General features: G+C 67.3%; 13 protein-coding genes. 4 read left to right on the plus strand and 9 right to left on the minus strand.

What is annotated here, in order from left to right:
- Positions 1–133: 133 nt before the first annotated feature.
- The 7 genes from BWO91_RS13070 to BWO91_RS13100 form a co-directional block, all read right to left on the minus strand.
- Positions 134–2,326 carry a hypothetical protein gene (locus BWO91_RS13070; protein ID WP_153303459.1) on the minus strand — a complete coding sequence of 731 codons (2,193 nt, stop codon included), beginning with the start codon at positions 2,324–2,326 and terminating at the stop codon, positions 134–136.
- Positions 2,323–2,625 (minus strand): hypothetical protein, encoded by a 303-nt coding sequence (locus BWO91_RS13075; RefSeq protein WP_079002836.1) that lies wholly within the window; start codon positions 2,623–2,625, stop codon positions 2,323–2,325. Before BWO91_RS13075 ends, BWO91_RS13070 begins: the two co-directional genes overlap by 4 nt.
- 260 nt (positions 2,626–2,885) lie before the next feature.
- Complete coding sequence (locus BWO91_RS13080; protein ID WP_079002837.1) at positions 2,886–3,821, minus strand: NAD-dependent epimerase/dehydratase family protein; 936 nt, start codon at positions 3,819–3,821, stop codon at positions 2,886–2,888.
- Complete coding sequence (locus BWO91_RS13085; RefSeq protein WP_079002838.1) at positions 3,814–5,049, minus strand: glycosyl transferase; 1,236 nt, start codon at positions 5,047–5,049, stop codon at positions 3,814–3,816. The genes BWO91_RS13080 and BWO91_RS13085 overlap by 8 nt, the downstream gene beginning before the upstream one ends.
- A 16-nt stretch (positions 5,050–5,065) precedes the next feature.
- Positions 5,066–6,601 carry a glycosyltransferase family 2 protein gene (locus BWO91_RS13090; RefSeq protein ID WP_079002839.1) on the minus strand — a complete coding sequence of 512 codons (1,536 nt, stop codon included), beginning with the start codon at positions 6,599–6,601 and terminating at the stop codon, positions 5,066–5,068.
- A gap of 4 nt (positions 6,602–6,605) precedes the next feature.
- Positions 6,606–6,866, minus strand: coding sequence for a hypothetical protein (locus tag BWO91_RS13095; RefSeq protein ID WP_153303460.1), 261 nt, complete (start codon positions 6,864–6,866; stop codon positions 6,606–6,608).
- A gap of 82 nt (positions 6,867–6,948) precedes the next feature.
- The gene (locus BWO91_RS13100) at positions 6,949–7,893 is read right to left on the minus strand and encodes a class I SAM-dependent methyltransferase (RefSeq protein ID WP_079002841.1); all 945 of its coding nucleotides are present in this window, start codon (positions 7,891–7,893) and stop codon (positions 6,949–6,951) included.
- Between the two features lie 194 nt (positions 7,894–8,087).
- Between BWO91_RS13100 and BWO91_RS13105 the strand changes: the two genes are divergently transcribed.
- A complete protein-coding gene (locus BWO91_RS13105; protein WP_079002842.1) occupies positions 8,088–8,927 on the plus strand; it encodes an ABC transporter permease in 840 nt (279 codons plus the stop codon).
- A complete protein-coding gene (locus tag BWO91_RS13110) occupies positions 8,924–9,664 on the plus strand; it encodes an ABC transporter ATP-binding protein (RefSeq protein WP_079002843.1) in 741 nt (246 codons plus the stop codon). The genes BWO91_RS13105 and BWO91_RS13110 overlap by 4 nt, the downstream gene beginning before the upstream one ends.
- 30 nt (positions 9,665–9,694) lie before the next feature.
- Here BWO91_RS13110 and BWO91_RS13115 read toward each other — a convergent pair whose 3' ends face one another.
- Positions 9,695–12,589, minus strand: a complete 2,895-nt coding sequence (locus BWO91_RS13115; protein ID WP_079002844.1) for a hypothetical protein — start codon at positions 12,587–12,589, stop codon at positions 9,695–9,697.
- 142 nt (positions 12,590–12,731) lie between these two features.
- Here BWO91_RS13115 and BWO91_RS13120 point away from each other — a divergent pair, with 142 nt between their 5' ends.
- The gene (locus BWO91_RS13120) at positions 12,732–13,673 is read left to right on the plus strand and encodes a glycosyltransferase family 2 protein (RefSeq protein WP_079002845.1); all 942 of its coding nucleotides are present in this window, start codon (positions 12,732–12,734) and stop codon (positions 13,671–13,673) included.
- Positions 13,663–14,598, plus strand: a complete 936-nt coding sequence (locus BWO91_RS13125) for a lysylphosphatidylglycerol synthase domain-containing protein (protein WP_079002846.1) — start codon at positions 13,663–13,665, stop codon at positions 14,596–14,598. Before BWO91_RS13120 ends, BWO91_RS13125 begins: the two co-directional genes overlap by 11 nt.
- Here the strand turns inward: BWO91_RS13125 and BWO91_RS13130 are convergent.
- On the minus strand, positions 14,530–15,648 hold the full coding sequence (locus BWO91_RS13130; protein ID WP_153303461.1) for a glycosyltransferase: 1,119 nt from the start codon (positions 15,646–15,648) through the stop codon (positions 14,530–14,532). The genes BWO91_RS13125 and BWO91_RS13130 overlap by 69 nt on opposite strands.
- Positions 15,649–15,653 lie beyond the last annotated feature (5 nt).

The raw sequence follows: 15,653 nt of genomic DNA on the forward strand, positions 1-15,653 counted from the left end.
GGTCGACCTCCCCCCTTCGGAGTGCCCGGTGTTGGTTCGTGACGCTGGTCCGGGCGGGCGATCTCGGTGCGTCAGCAGCAGAACGGCCTCGCCACCGCGATCACGTCACGGCGGCGAGGCCGCATGCTCGCTCTCAGTAGGATACGGTCTTGCACCCCAGTGAGGTGTTCGCTCCGACGTTCGACCACGCCGTGCCGATGGCTATCGCACAGACCTGGTAGGTGCCCTTCTGGTCGAGCGTGATCTGCTCGGCGAAGCCGTGGTTGGACCCGGCCCAGGGGTACGCTCTGGCGACGTCGTTCCTCGTCTCGTCGGCGACGAAGGGGTACCCCTTGACCGTGGCGTCGGGCCTCGTCACGTAGAAGTGCACCTGGATCGGCGATGAGGCGAGGTCCCGGTCGACCGCCCAACCCGACACGGACAGCGTGGCCTTCCCGTCGGCCGTCGGGGTGACGGACGCCGAATCGAACGCCCCGGTCGGAGCAGTGGTCCCGAAGGTGACCTTCTGGCAGGGGAACGGCGTGTTCAGTCCGACGCTCAGGGACGAGACGGCGATCCCGTAGACGCACACCGTGTAGGTGCCCTTCACCGTCACCGGGAACGACTCGCGGAACCCGTGTGCGCCGGAGATCCCGAACGCCCGGTTCACGTCGTCACGAGCCTTGTCGGCCTTCCGGGAATAGCCCGTGGTCACGCCGTTCGGATCCGTGATGTAGACGTGCGCACCGATCGACGACGCGGGCGCGCCGGCGTCATAGGTCCAGCCGCTGACCGAGATGGCCGGGGCCGTGGGCGTCTGGTCGGCCACGATCGCGTCGACCTGACCGTTCGGGAACGCCTTGACGTAGTTCACCGACTGGCACTCGAGCAGGCGGTTCGCTCCGATGTTCTTCCAGTACGTCGGGATGGCGTAGGAACACACCTGGTAGATTCCGGGGGTCGTGACCGGAATCGACAGCTCGAAGCCATGAGCCGAGCCGGCTCCGGGGAAGGTCGCACCGATGTCCGGTCGGGCTTTGTCGGCGACGAGCGACGTCCCCACCACCTTGCCGCCGGGCTGCGTCACGTACACGTGGACCTGGGAGGAGACCGCCGAGGCGTCGGGGTCGAGCGCCCAGCCGCGCACCTTCATGGCGGTGGAACTGCCTGATCCGGTCGTGACGAACTCGTCGACCTTGCCCAGCGGTTCGTTCTGCGGCACGACGAGCGTCTGACACTGCAGGAGACGGTTGTTCCCGGACAGTCCGATCCCGTAGACGCAGGCTTGGTACGTCCCGCCACGGGTGACCTCGAGATTGGCCGAGTACCCGTGTGCGTTGCCGGCACCCGGGTAGGCACCGCCGACGTCCGGCCGTGACTGGTTCGCGGTGAGGGGGGTCCCCTTGACGCTGCCGTCCGGTGAAGTGAGGTACACGTGGGCTTCGATCGCGCTCGACGAGCGGTTCATGTCGAGCGTCCACCCGCGGACCGTCAGGGTCGCGGTCTTCGCGCCGACCGAAGCGGTGAACTGGTCCAGCGACCCGATCGGGTTCGGCACGTCGGTCGGCGATCCGAACCAGTCCGAGTACATGCGCCAGAAGTTCCGGTTCCCATAGGCTCCACAGGCGTCACCCGTCCCGTACAGGTTCGCGAGCGCCGAGGCGTTGGGCTGGTAGGGCGTGTAGTTGTAGAGTCCCGCGGTCGCCGCGTTCTGGATGTAGACCTGGCTGCTCCCGCACGCGGCGTTGGGGCTGAACCGCACCGTGTTCACGCGTCCTGGGACGTGGTTCCATCGGGTCGGGTTCGCCTGGTAGTTCTTGAACTGGAGCGCGGCTGCGTACACCTGGTTGAAGAAGCCGTAGTAGGTCGAATCGCAATCGGCGGTGTCGGGGCAGCCGTATCCGGTCGCACTCCGGTACTGCCGGGCGCTCGGCCAGTCGTCCGTGATGATCCCCTGCTCCTTCTCGAGCAGGACGATCATCGCCTTCTGGCTGAATCCGCACGCCTGGCCGACCTTGGCGATGATCTGCGCTGCGGACTCGTTCGCCGCGCCGGCGTAGGCCGCGCACCTGCCGCTGACGGCGGCTCGGGTCGGGGTCGCCTGGCGGTAGTCCTTGAGGCAGGTGTAGCCCGAGCGGCAGCTCGGCACCGCGCTGTTCAAGAAGGACTGCACCTCGCCGGCCGACATCGCCGCCCCGTCGTAGAAGAGACCGTCGGAGATGATGTATCCGGGATTGAAGTTCCGGCCGTCGGCGGCGTTCGCCGGTTCAGCCGTGGGGATGACGGTGAACAGCCCCGCGAGCAACGCGAGGACCGCGATCATGGCGGCTGGGAATCGTCGTCTCATGGGATCTCCAAGGGGGAGCTGGCGGAGACGAGCTCCGAGAATGTGGGTGAGGAATAGCTGACCGTGGCGTCCCACGTTCCGGAGGTGAACTGGCCGATCGGCACCTGGACCGTGCCACAGCTGGTGGTGGCGCGGTCGGCGAGGCCGTCGGACGTCGTGGTGACCACTGCGTCACCCGCGGTGAAGGTGAAGGTGCAGACACCGTCGTTCTCGATGACGCCCGCGATGTAGGCGGATGCGGACACCGCTGCGCCGTCAGCGTCGACGGAGGCGAAGACGAGCACGGCTTCGGGCGGCACCGGGCTCGGGTCCTCACCCTTCGCGGTGGACTCGTTCCCGGGAGCGAGGGTGGAGGTCGTGGGAGACGGCGATTCCTGAGCGGGGCCGGTGCAACCGACCAGGACGGAGCCCGCGATCAGGACTATCCCGACATATTGCCAGGTCGGCCTCGTACGGTCTCTCATCGACCTGTGTCCTCTCAACGGGTGGTTGTACCCCGAATCAGGGTAGCGGGCCGCGGGACCACTCTCGGACAATCGTTACCAGATCGGCGCGTCCCTCACCGCTCCGAGTCGCGCTCATGGAGGATTCCGTTCCACGTCGCGCGCACTCCGTCGTCGAGCGATTCGAACGTCGGACGCCCGAACTCCGTCGTGTAGCGGCCGATGTCGAGGACGACGCGGTCGACGAAGGTCACGGGCACCGGGCGCACGAGTTCGTCGAAGTCCACCCCGGTCACGCGGCGCAGCGACGCCAACACCTCGCTGACCGAGAGCCCTCGGCCACTGCCGAGGTTGTAGACGTCATGCCGGTGCGGTCGGTCGACCATCCTGGTGATCATGCGGACGACATCGTTCACATAGATGTAGTCGCGCACCATCGACCCGTCGCCGAATCGCACGATCGGTTCCCCGCCGGCGATCTGTCGGAGGGCGATCGGGATGAGGCCCTGCTTCTTGTTGTGATGCTGCCTGGTGCCATACGGGTTGGAGATGCGCAGCGCCGTCGAACGGAGCCCACGGACCGCCTGGAAGTACCGCAGGTAGTTCTCGATGGTCAGTTTGCCGATGGCGTACGGCGACACCGGGAGCGTCGGGTCGGTCTCGACGTACTCCGCCCGGTCCTGTGCCCCGTAGATCGCGCCTCCCGTGGAGGCGAAGTAGAAGTGCCCGACCCCGGCCGCAGCGCAGCTCTCCAGCATCTCGACGGTCTGGGCCACGTTCGTGCGGATGTCCAGCGTCGGGTCGTTCTGTGCCGTCGCGGGCGTCGTCGTCGAGAGGAAGTGGAACACCAGGTCCATGCCGTCGACAGCGGCATCGAGGTCGGCCCGGCTCAGGAACTCACCGCGGACGACCTCGACACCCTCGGTGTCGAAACTGGGCTCACGCGAGCTGAACCGGTCGAACGCCCGGACCCGGTGCCCGTCGGCTCGCAGCGCGTCCACCAGGTGGGAACCGATGAAGCCGTTCGCCCCGATGACGAGTGCGTCAGCCACGCATCGCCCGCTCGAACGCCTCGACGAACTGCCGTCCACTGTCGTCCCAACTCGTGTGCTCCAACGAGTCCGCCATCGCGATCGACCGCTCGACCGCGTCCTCGCGCGACACCACCTCGACGAGGCGCTTCGCGATCGCGCCCGGTGCGGGCTGCACGTACTCGATGTACGGGTTGTCCGAGACGAGACGGTTGTTGGGAGCGTCGTTCACCACCGGAGCGACGCCGCTCGCGATGAGTTCGAGCGGGAGGAGTGACATGTTCGACAGCGAGAGGACGAGCCCGGCGGCGCAACGGTTGTAGATCGGGTTCAGCTCCGAGATGGACAGACCGGAGAGGTTCTTGTATTCGAACGGGATGTCCCAGTCCGAGACGTCCCACCCGGCCATGTTGATCGTGTAGTCCGGTCGCTGTCGCGCGAACTCACCGAGCGCGATGACCCCCAGTTCGAACGCGCGTCGCGGCGTGACGGGCCGGGCGTAGAAGAAGATCTCCTTCCGCGGGCGCCGGTTCGTCAGACTGTAGTGGGTGCGGTCCACCGAGAAGTCGAAATGATCGGTGGGCATGCCGTATTCGTCGTGCAGCTTCTTCGAGAGCCAGCCACCGGCGGTGATGCCGTGGAACCCGAAGTGGTAGGTGTTCTCGGCGAGGATGGCTTCCGAACCGGAGGGGTAGAACGCGGGCTCGAAGTCCTGGACGAAGTAGAAACGGCGCGCTCGGGAACGATCCCGGAACACCGGGTACGCGGTCTCCCAACCCGTAGCGAAGATCGCGTCGACGTCGTCGGAGACCCCGCGTTCGTCCAGGTTGTGCACCCGGGCCTGTACGTTGGGGTACGCCGGCGACTCCCGGAGCAGCTGCTTGAGATCGGACTCCTTCACGATCACGCCGAGGCTGTTGTAGATGTACACACTGCAGGTGTGTCCCGCGCGCTCGGCATAGTCGATGAAGCGGAAGAGGTTCTGGTGACCGCCGCTCGTCGCGCTCGGCGGAGACATCACCCAGGCGATGTGGGACTTGCGATCCGTGACGACGATCGGCTCCGCGAGCTGCGGCCCGGGCTCCGTCCAGTCGACCGCGAGCGCGTCCTCGAGCTTGACGGGAAGGATGAGCTTCTTCCCGGCGAACCTCGACTTGATGTTCAGCTCGACACGCTTCCAGAAGAAGCGGGGGCCCTCGTGCTTGAGGACCGACAGAGCGTTCCTGAAGGTGGTGATGACAGATCTCATATCGGCGGACCGACCTCTATTCCGGGAATGGCCAGTATTGCGGCTGGTGGAGTCGGTGGCGCCAACGCCGGCCGAGGGTCTCGAGCTCGTACGCACGGACGCGCGCGTCACGGGTCTTCGACTCGAAGTGGTAGAGCTCGGCGCGCGGTGTCCAGTAGGCCTGGTAGCCGAGTTCCGCCACCTTCAGGCAGAAGTCGACGTCGTTGAACGCACCGGGCAACAGCGTTGTCATGCCCCCGACCTCGAGGTACACCGAACGGGGGAACAACGAGCAGGCGGCCGTGACGCCCCCCACCTCACGCTCCACCTGGAACGCGTGCTGCGACCCGGCGGCACCACGAGGGACCTGTAGGCCGATGTGGGTCGGGCTCCCCATCCAGTAGTGATGGCCCCCGTGCTGGATCGTGTCGTCCTCGTAGTACAGCATGCAGCCCGCCATCCCCGCACCGGGGAGCTGTGCGAGACGCAGCAGCGATTCGATCCAGTCGGGCGTGATGACCTCGACGTCGTCGTTCAACATGAGCACGTACTCGCCGACCGCGCTCAGCACGCCACGATTCGCCTTCGCCGCGAAGTTGAACGGCAGGTCGAAGTCGACGATGACGAGGCGTTCGCCGAGCAGTCTCGTGGCCTCGTCGATGACGGCGGGCTCAGGGTCGGTGTCGACGACCAGGACGACCTCGAAGTTCTGGTAGGTCGTGTGCTCGACGAGCCCGCGCAGGGCGTGCAGGAGGTAGCTGTGCGGTTCGCCTCCGGGTCGGAGCGGATCGCTGAGTCGCGCCTGCGTGGGGATGACGATGGACACGAGGGGCGCGCCGTGGAGGGGCCGCACGGTCGTGTGCACGCCGTCGGCGGCCACCGCCTCCACCGTTCCGCCGCCGGTCGCCGCGAGGTGGCGCTCGAGGACCGTCCGGACCTGCTCGAGCTGCGTCTCGGCGAAAGCCCCGATCGCGCGGGTCGACGGTGCGTGGAAGAGGACGCGCGGGATGTGCAGCGTGACGGCACCCGCCTGCACGCACCGCAGCGCGAGGTCGTACAGTTCGACGCCGTCCACGTCGTGGGAGAGACCACCGATCTCCGCGATCGTGTCCCGGCGGAACAGCAGGAGGTCGCCGTAGTAGAACTGGCAGCGCAGCCGCTCCGGCGCGGGGCCCTGCTTCGAGACCACCTCGATGCCGCCGTCCGGCCGCACGGCGGACTCGTCGGTGTAGACGACAGCGGCGTCGGGTGCGAGCGCGAGCCAGTCGACGAGGGTCGGGACCGCCAGGTCCACGGGGACACCGACGTCGGGCAGCACGCAGACGTACCGGCCGCTCGCTGCGGCGACGCCGTGCTCGATCAGCCGACTGGCGGGCGCACTCGTCTGCGCTTCCGCGCGCACGATCGCCGGGTGGGCCGCCACCGGGTCGATCGGAGCGACGACCACGAGCTCCCAGTCACGCTGCGTCGTCAACGACGAGAGCAGCTCCTGGACACGGGCGCCGTCGGGGCGGAGGGCGAGGAACGAGACGAGCGGCGAACCGGTTGCCCCTGGTGCGGATGGATTCGTCATCGGGTCAGGCGCGTCCGCGCTTCAGGACACGGAGCGGCGCGAGGACCGCGCGCCCGGCCTTCCAGGTGCGGGTCGAGTGGACCGCCGCCAGCTGTTGCCGAAGACCCTGCATCTCGCGCTCGAGGACGTCGAAGTCGTCCTTCGTCGGCGAGAAGTAGATCGATGCGCGTGCGAGCTCGGCCTCGAGCCCGATCACCCGGTCGACGAGTGCGAGCACTCGCTCCTCATTGGCCAGTTCGGCCGCCGTCGGACGTTTGGTCGTCATGGTCATTCCCTCGTTCGATTCCGGCGGGCGGATTAACCCGACGAGTCTAACATCGGCCCGGTTCCGGACCGCTGGTGGCGGATCAGCGACGTCGGGCCCGGTCGACCAGACGACGGAGCGGCGCCGTGGCCCGCCACACGGTGCTGCCGGTCACCTCGTCGAAACGGTTGCGCGACCGTTGCAGCTCGATCTCGAGCTGCCTCGCATGGAGGCCCACCGCACCGAGCTCCTCCTGCTGGCGCTCGACGGTCGCGAGCGCATCGATTCGCTCCTGCTCCTGGCCGGCTCTCGATGCGACGACCGCGCCGAGGCGGGCGTAATCGGCCCGCACCTTGCCTCCCGCCGCGCGTCCGGCCGCGAAGAAGTCGACGAGCGGCTGCGGGAGCTCGCCGATCCCCAGCACCCCGAGGCCGTGCCCGTGCTCGAACTGGAAGGTGGAGTCCGGGTATCGCTCGCAGAGCTCGGCCCAGAGCCGGTGGACGCCGAACCCTCGCTCGAACTCGTAGGTGTCGTGGAACACGACGACCGCCGTGGGAGCGAGCTTCGGCAGGTACGTCTCGAAGTCCTCGACCGCATCCTCGTAGCGGTGTCTGCCGTCGATGTGGAGCAGTTCGATCGATCCGTCCTCGAACCGGTCCACCGCGTCGCTGAAGTAGGCACGGATGAGCTGCGAGAAACCGGCGTAGGAGGCCTCGTTGATCTCGCTGACGGACCGGTACACGTCGTCCCCGTAGAAGCCCGCGTGCTCGTCACCCTCCCAACTGTCGATCGCCGCGCAGCTCGTCTCGAGGCCGAGCCGCTGGACGGCCTCGCAGACGGCGAAGTAGGAGAACCCGTTGTGCGACCCGAGTTCGACGAAGCTGGACGGCCGGAGGGCGTCGACGAGCCAGAAGGCGAACGGCGCGTGTTCGTGCCAGGCCGACGGGACGACGTGTGTCGGCGACCAGTACGACGCCTTGCCCAACCAGGGGACGGGGGTCTCGGCCGTGATCTCGCCGAGTCCGAGCACCGAAGCACCTCTCACCATCGAACCGCTCCTCTCGTCGACCAGGTATCGGCGAAAGCCGAACGACTCCTCGCCGCATCCGCGATCAACCCTAGGCCACCGCGTCGACCGGACGACGAGCCGCCCGGGACGCGCGGGTCCCGGGTCTCACAGGATCGCTACGGTATATTGTCCGGGTTGCGCACCCGTGTCACACGAACCTAAATCGAGGCTCCATGCAGTATCTCAGGGATCTGGCATCCGCCAGGGAACTCCTGGCGAATCTCACTCTCCGAGACATCCGTGGCCAGTACAAGCGGACCATCCTCGGTCGCCTGTGGTCGCTCGTGAGCCCGCTGTCGTCGATGCTCGTGTACTCGTTCGTCTTCTACTTCCTGCTCCGAGCCGAGCCGGCACCGGGCGACCCGAGTGGTCTCCACATCTTCGCCGTCTGGCTCCTGTGCGGTCTCCTCCCCTGGTCGTTCTTCTCCGGCGCGCTGTCCGCCAGCATGAACTCCATCGTCGGTGGCGCGAGCCTCATCACGAAGGTGTACTTCCCCCGGGTGGTCCTCCCCATCTCCTCGGTACTGACCATGGGGTACAACTGGCTGTTCGAGATGGGCGTCCTCGTGATCGTGCTGTGCGCGGTCGGCGGGTGGGGCGTCATCGTGTGGCTGCCGCTGGTCGCCGTGTTCATGGTCGTCCTCGCCGCCTTCGCGACCGGCGTCGGCCTGATCCTCGCGATCGCGAACGTCTACTTCCGCGACACCCAGCACCTCGTCTCGATCCTGCTGCAGATCTGGATGTACCTCACCCCGATCATCTATCCGCCGTCGCTCGTGCAGGTCCAGTCCGACCGGATCGGGGGGCTCTTCGGCACGAACGTGACGGTGATGAACATCTACGAGTCCAACCCGATGTTCCACTTCGTCTCGGTCTTCCGGAACCTCATGTACGACCAGCGGTGGCCCGACCCCGCGGACGTCCTCGCCTGCATCGCATGGGCGCTCGTCGCACTCGTCGGCGGCTTCCTCATGTTCACCCGTAAAGAGAAAAGACTGGCCGAGATCCTATGACCGAAACCGCCGTCCACGTCGACTCCGTCAGCAAGAAGTTCCGCCTCTACCACGAGCGCAACCAGAGCTTGAAGTCCGCCATCATGCGCCGCAAGATCTCGGTGCACGAGGACTTCTGGGCGCTGCGCGACATCACCTTCGACGTCCCCGTCGGCTCGACCTTCGGACTGATCGGCAGCAACGGATCCGGGAAGTCGACCCTGCTGAAGTGCCTCGCGAAGATCCTCTACCCGGAACACGGGAGCATCAGCGCGAACGGCAAGGTCGCTGCGCTCCTCGAGGTCGGCTCCGGGTTCCACCCCGAGCTGTCCGGCCGAGAGAACGTCTTCCTGAACGGATCGATCCTCGGGATGAGCCGCAAGGAGATCCAGCGGAAGTTCGACGACATCGTCTCCTTCTCGGGCGTCGAGCAGTTCATCGACCAGCCGGTGAAGAACTACTCCTCGGGCATGTACGTGCGTCTCGGATTCTCCGTCGCGATCAACGTCGACCCGGACATCCTGGTGGTCGACGAGGTCCTCGCGGTCGGTGATGCGGAGTTCCAGCAGAAGTGTTTCCAGAAGTTCGAGGACTTCAAGGCTGCCGGGAAGACCGTGATCCTCGTCAGCCACTCCATGGGGACGGTCAAGCAGATGTGCGACCACGCCGCCTGGATCAACAAGGGCAACCTGGAGCAGGTCGGCCCGGCCGATCCGGTGATCGCCGCCTATGAGGCGACCTACCCCCACCAGAGCTGAGTACGGCCGGCCGGAGCCGGGAAGGCCACATCACCCGCCGGTCACGTCCCGAGGCCCCCGGCCAGCGATCCCCGTGCGTCGGACCAGTCGCATCACCTGGGTGCCCGCGACGATCAGCGCAGCGAGCACGCCACCGACGACACTCGCGGTCAGGCCCTCGTCCAACCCGGGCGTGCGGTAGGAGAGTTCGATCCGGTGCTCGCCGGGCCCCACGCTGACCGCGGCTCCCGCCTGCTCCGCGTCGACGAGCCGACCGTCCACCCCGTCGACGGTGACCGACCAGCCGGGGCGGCGGAGCGAGTCGGCGAACACGACCCATCCTGCTCCGTCGGCGGAGACGTCCACCACGGTCCGGTTCAGGTCCCATCCTTGATCGAGGACCCGGATTTCGGCGGTCGACGCGGGAGACCCGGAGCCGTCCGTCGCGACCATGGGGGTGTCGACCACCGTGAGGTCCTCGGAATCCTCGAGGAGCACGGTCGTCGGCGGCAACAGCGGATCATCCATGAGGCTCACCCGGCGCGAGGGGTCGCGTTCGACCAAGCCCGCGGACGCCCATCGGACCCGGTCGAGCGCGGTCGCCCGCTCGACGACGGTCGCGTCTCCCGTGTGCGCGACGGTCAGACCGTCATCCATCGGGCGGTTCAGCGAGACTGCCGCGGCAGCCGAATCCGTCGCATCGGCGGCGATACGGCCTCGACCGTGGTCGACGGAGATCTCCGCTCGCCACGATGCGTCCGCGGCGATCTCGCGCCCGTCGATCGCGACGCTCCGCTGCCCCTCGATGGAGCGATACCACGTCGAGGTCGATGCCAGGACGCGATCGGTCACCGGATCGACGAGCGAGACCTTCAGGGTGCTCCCTTCGTCGCTGTCGGCCAAACCGTCGGGCACGGCGAACGACAGACTCCGCACCGGGCCGGTGCGGACGGTCGAGACCGCGGTCTCCCCGCCGCCGACCGCCACCGTCTCCTCGGACGCCGGTGTCTCCTCGTACCGGCCCGGGACCGGGAGGTTCGGCTCCATCACGAAGTACTTCACCGCGAGCCGATCCAGGATCGGGGAGTCGGTCGAGGAGACCAGCCCCGGGTAGGTCAGCGTCGAGTAGGTCGCCGACGCGAGTGACTCCCGGTCCAAACGGAGGAGGAGGGACTTCCACTCGACCGTCTGGAAGGTGTGTCCGCCGAGCGAGCGGACCCGGTACATCGAGTTCGTGCCCGTGAGCATGGCGTGGTCGACCGCGGCGTAGCGGGACTCACCGAGGTGCCCCTGCAGGAACGTGGTGGTCGGCGTCTCCGGGTAGACACTCGCTGCATCCGACTTCGGCCACCAGGTGTCGGCCACGACGACCGCCGGCGCGGTCACGAGCAACGGCACGAAACAGAGCGCGATGATCCGGATCGTCGCCCGCCGGGTGACGAGGGTCACGATGACGAGGATCGCGGCGGCGGCGAGGAGCACGACTGTGGCGAGCACCTGGGTCTCGAGGAGGGCGGCGAACCGCTCCGGTGCGGAGATGACGGCGCGCTGCAGCGCGAGAGCGAGGAGCACCGCGGCGGCGAGTCCCGAGCAGAGCGTCAGCAGGCCCCACAGCCACCGGCCGAGCGGGCGTCGTGGCGTCGCCGACACCGCCACCGGCTCTGGCCCGGCACGGTCGAGGAGTCGCGCGAACCCGACCGCTGCGAGGATGGCGATGAAGAACCCGAGCATGACCCGAAGGCGTCCGATCCGGTTGCTGTCGAAGATCGGGAGTTGCTGCGCGGCCCCGAGGACCGGACCGCCGAGGTACACCAGCACGGCGGACACGATCAGTCCGACCGCCAGGAACACGCTCATGTCCCCACGGCCACGCCGCCAGGGGCGCACGAGGACGGCCAGGAGGGCGAGGACCACCGCCACCGCTCCGACGTAGGACAGCCGCTCGACGGGCGAACTGCTCCCCCAGGTGTCACCGGTGCTCACCTCGCCGACGAGTCCCGGGACGAAGGCCGACAGGAGGTCGGCGACGCTCAGGTGGTTCTCCGGACCCTGCCGGCGACCGCTGAAGTCGAGGACGGCGACGGCGTTCAGCGCGAACGGCAGTAGCGTCCAGGCCGACAACAGGAATCCGAGTACGACACCGAGCGCACTGACGAGGCTTGCGAGGACCACCTTCCAGAAGCGACGATGGACGATGATCGCACGCACGAGGACGTACGCGGCTCCGGCGTACAGGGCGTACCCGACGATGGCCGGGAACCCCCCGAGCAGCATGCTCGCGAGCACCAGCCCGAGCGGCACGGCGTCGAGCAGTCGTCTGCGGACGGCCGCCCGGTCCAGTGCCCAGAACAGGAGCGGGATGAACGCCGCGACCCTGGTCTGCGGCCAGTTCGTCCACGAGATCATGAACCCGGAGGAGAGGAAGATCACGCTGGCGATCGGCCACGCCGGGTGAGGCACGCCGAGCCGTCGCAAAAGGAGTGCGCAGCCGAGCGTCACGACGATCATCTCGACGAGCTTGGTGAACCCTGGGGCGACGGCGACCGGGAGGAACCACCAGCCGAAGGAGATCGGCGAGTAGAGCCCGGAGTTCGGGAGCCCTCCCAGCTCGGAGCCGCCGGCCTGGTAGGGAAGCCATTCGGCGAAGACCCCGTGCCGGGCGGCCTCGACGATCGTCCACATCTGTGGGACGCCGGAGTCGATCGTGTCGCCGATCATGGCGTTGGTGCCGACCTCCGAGGAGCCGCCGGCCGACGCCCACGGCGCGAATCGGAACAGGATGTCGGTGCCCATGAAGGTACCGATCCCGATGATCGGGAGCCCGATCGACAGCACGACGAAGACGATGAGGGACGCCCAGGCGACGACGGCCAGGACACGCCGAGCCACGACCGGGACCGCTGAACGCCGGTGTGCGTGCGGGGCCGTGTCCGGTTGAGCAGTCATGGATGTCCTGGGTTTCGCATCTCGGGTGCACCGGTGCCGACCGATCGCACCCTCGATTATGCCTGCTCGGTCCTTCGGAACGAACTCGGCGGAGACGATCGGGGATAATGGACAGCTGCGAGACGGCCAGCGAGAGGACGACGTGCGACTGTTCATCCAGATCCCCTGCTTGAACGAGGAGGCGACACTACCAGCGGTCCTCGAATCCATCCCGAGTTCCATCCCCGGGGTCGACGAGATCGAGATCCTGGTGATCGACGACGGCTCGACCGACCGCACGATCGAGGTCGCTCAAGCACACGGGGTCACCCATTTCGTCCGGCACGCGACCAACATGGGACTCGCCCGTTCGTTCCGGGACGGCGTGGACTACGCGCTGCTCCACGGCGCCGACATCGTCGTCAACACCGACGGCGACAACCAGTACCCGCAGGACCGGATCGGCGACCTCGTCCAGCCGATCCTGGCAGGGCAGGCCGAGATCGTCGTCGCCGACCGTCAGACGGCGCTGATCGAGCATTTCTCGCCATTCAAGAAGGCCATGCAGCGGTTCGGGAGCTTCGTCGTCAACAAGGCGGCGAAGACCACCCTTCCGGATGCCGCGAGCGGATTCCGCGCGTACTCGAAGTACTCGCTCATCCGGTTGAACGTGGTGACGAAGTTCAGCTACTGCATGGAGACGATCATCCAGGCGGGCAACAAGCGGCTGGCGATCACGAGCATCCCCGTCCGGACCAACCCCAAGACTCGTGAATCACGGCTGTTCTCGTCCATCGGCGAGCACATGTACCAGTCAGGCGTCGCCATCGTGCGCGCCTACCTCATGTACCGGCCGTACGTCGTCTTCGCCGGTCTCGGTGTCCTCCTCCTGCTCGCGGGTCTCACCCCGTTCGCGCGATACCTGGTTCTGATGCTCGTCGACGATCAGGGCAACCATCTCCAGAGCCTCCTGGTGGGTGCGACCCTCCTGATGGGGTCGCTGCTCTCCTTCGCCATCGGCGTCGTCGCCGACCTGACGCGGATCAACCGGACGCTGAACGAGGAGATGCTCGACTACCTGAAACTGCAACGGTATGGCGACTGATCCGCTCGGCGCCGGTCGGCGTGCGTGGGCCTCGTTCACGGGTTCGGCGTTCGTCGGCTGGGTGAAGGCCCATCGGCGCGGCATCGGCGTGGCGGTGCTCATCGCATTCGCCGTCTTCCTGATCGTCTACGTCTGGCTCAACCCGGATGTGCTCGCGGACGCGCTCTCGATCGGGTGGGGCAACCTCGCGGTGCTGTTCGGCCTGTACGTCGTGGTGCTCCTGACACACTTCCTGATCCTCATCACCACCGTGCGACTGTGCGGGAAGCGCATCGCCGTCGGTCCGGGGGCGAGCCTGACGGTCTATTCGACGGTCGCGAACTTCTTCGGCCCGTTGCAGACCGGGCCAGGCGTCCGCGCCGTGTATCTGAAGACCACGGTCGGTGTGCGCCTCCGCGACTACACGTCCGCGACGTTGTTCTACCTGTTCGTGTTCGGCGCCGTGAACGCCTCCCTGCTGTTCCTGACGACCTTCCCGTGGCTCTCGGCACTCGGGATCGCGATCGGTGCGGCCATCGTCGTCCTGGCGACCTGGAAGCTCGGTCTCGCCGACCAGGCCGGCACGGTCGCCGCGATCGCCGGGATCACGGTCGTGCAGGCCCTCGTCATGAGTGTGATCTACTTCGTCGAGGTGAACGCCGTCGCCGGCCCTTACGACTTCATGCACTCCCTCGTCTACGCGGCGAGCGCGAACCTGTCCCTGTTCGTCTCGCTGACGCCGGGAGCGATCGGCATCCGAGAGGGGTTCCTGTACTTCGCCCAGCACCTCCACGGCATCCCATCGGACACGATCGTCGCGGCCGGGATCGCCGACCGGGCGATCTACGCCGTGTTCCTGGGGGTGCTGTTCCTCATCTCAGGGGCACTCCACCTGCGGTCCGCCGTCCAGCAGCAGACCACGGACCGCCTCGGCGACGCGGGCTGAGGACCAGAGGCGTTCGTACAGCAGCCTGCCCCGGCTCCCGATCCGATCGAGCTCGTCGGGGTGGTCCGCCGCCCAGACGATCGTCTCGGCGAGGGCCGCTGGGTCGCGCTGCGATACGACGAGCGCGTCGACCCGATCCGTGAAGACGCCGGTCTCCTCGTTCTCGCCGACCACCGCGGGTCGAGCACTCGAGAGGTACTGCATGGTCTTGCCGGTCACGACGAACCGGGACTGCACGGTCCCGCCGAACGGGCCACCGAGGAGCAGGTCGACCTGACCGAAGAGCTCCGGTAGCGCCGCGTAGTCGACCCAGTCACGGTGGTCCGCGGCGGATCCCTGCGCTCGGGCCTCGGCGATGAGGTGAGCGGTCTGCTCCCCACCGCCCACGAACAGGAACCGGATCCGCTCGTCTGTCCGCAGCAGCGCCGCCGAGGCGACCACCGTCTCCAAGCCATGCAGCGGCAACATCGATCCGTAGTAGAGGACGGTGAAGGGGTCCGAGACCGAGCGAGCCGATCCTGGGTGCTCCGGTCGCGGCAGGAACGTCGCCTCATCGCTCCCGACCGGCACGACGCTGAACCGTTCAACGTCGAGCCCCATGCGGTCCGCCGAGTATCGCGCGTGCGACGCCGTGTCGCTGAGCACCCCGGCACACCGACGCATCATCACACGATAGACACCGCGGAGCGCGCGTGCGCGGAGTGACCGCTCCGGGAACTTGTGGTGCTCGTCGACGAACCACTCCACCGGATTGATGAACTCGTCGTAGTAGACCGGTCTGCGCCCGGCGAGCAGGAGCACGATCGGGAGGATCTCGTACCCTCGGAACGTCACCAGGTACGCGTCCGGCCGACCGGCCAGGCTGAGTCGGACGAGCTGCCGAGCGACGTCGAGGTAGCGCAGCACCCCGCGGTGGGTGTTCTTGACGACGATCGTCTCCCCGACGACTCCGGAGTCGGCCACCCCCTGACGCAGCGTGATCGCCCGGATGTAATCGGGATGCCGGTAGCAGGTGACGACGGCGAGCCTCGCCACGGGCTGGCGGCTCACCGCCC

This window comes from Plantibacter flavus, from assembly GCF_002024505.1.
Classification (GTDB): domain Bacteria; phylum Actinomycetota; class Actinomycetes; order Actinomycetales; family Microbacteriaceae; genus Plantibacter; species Plantibacter flavus_A.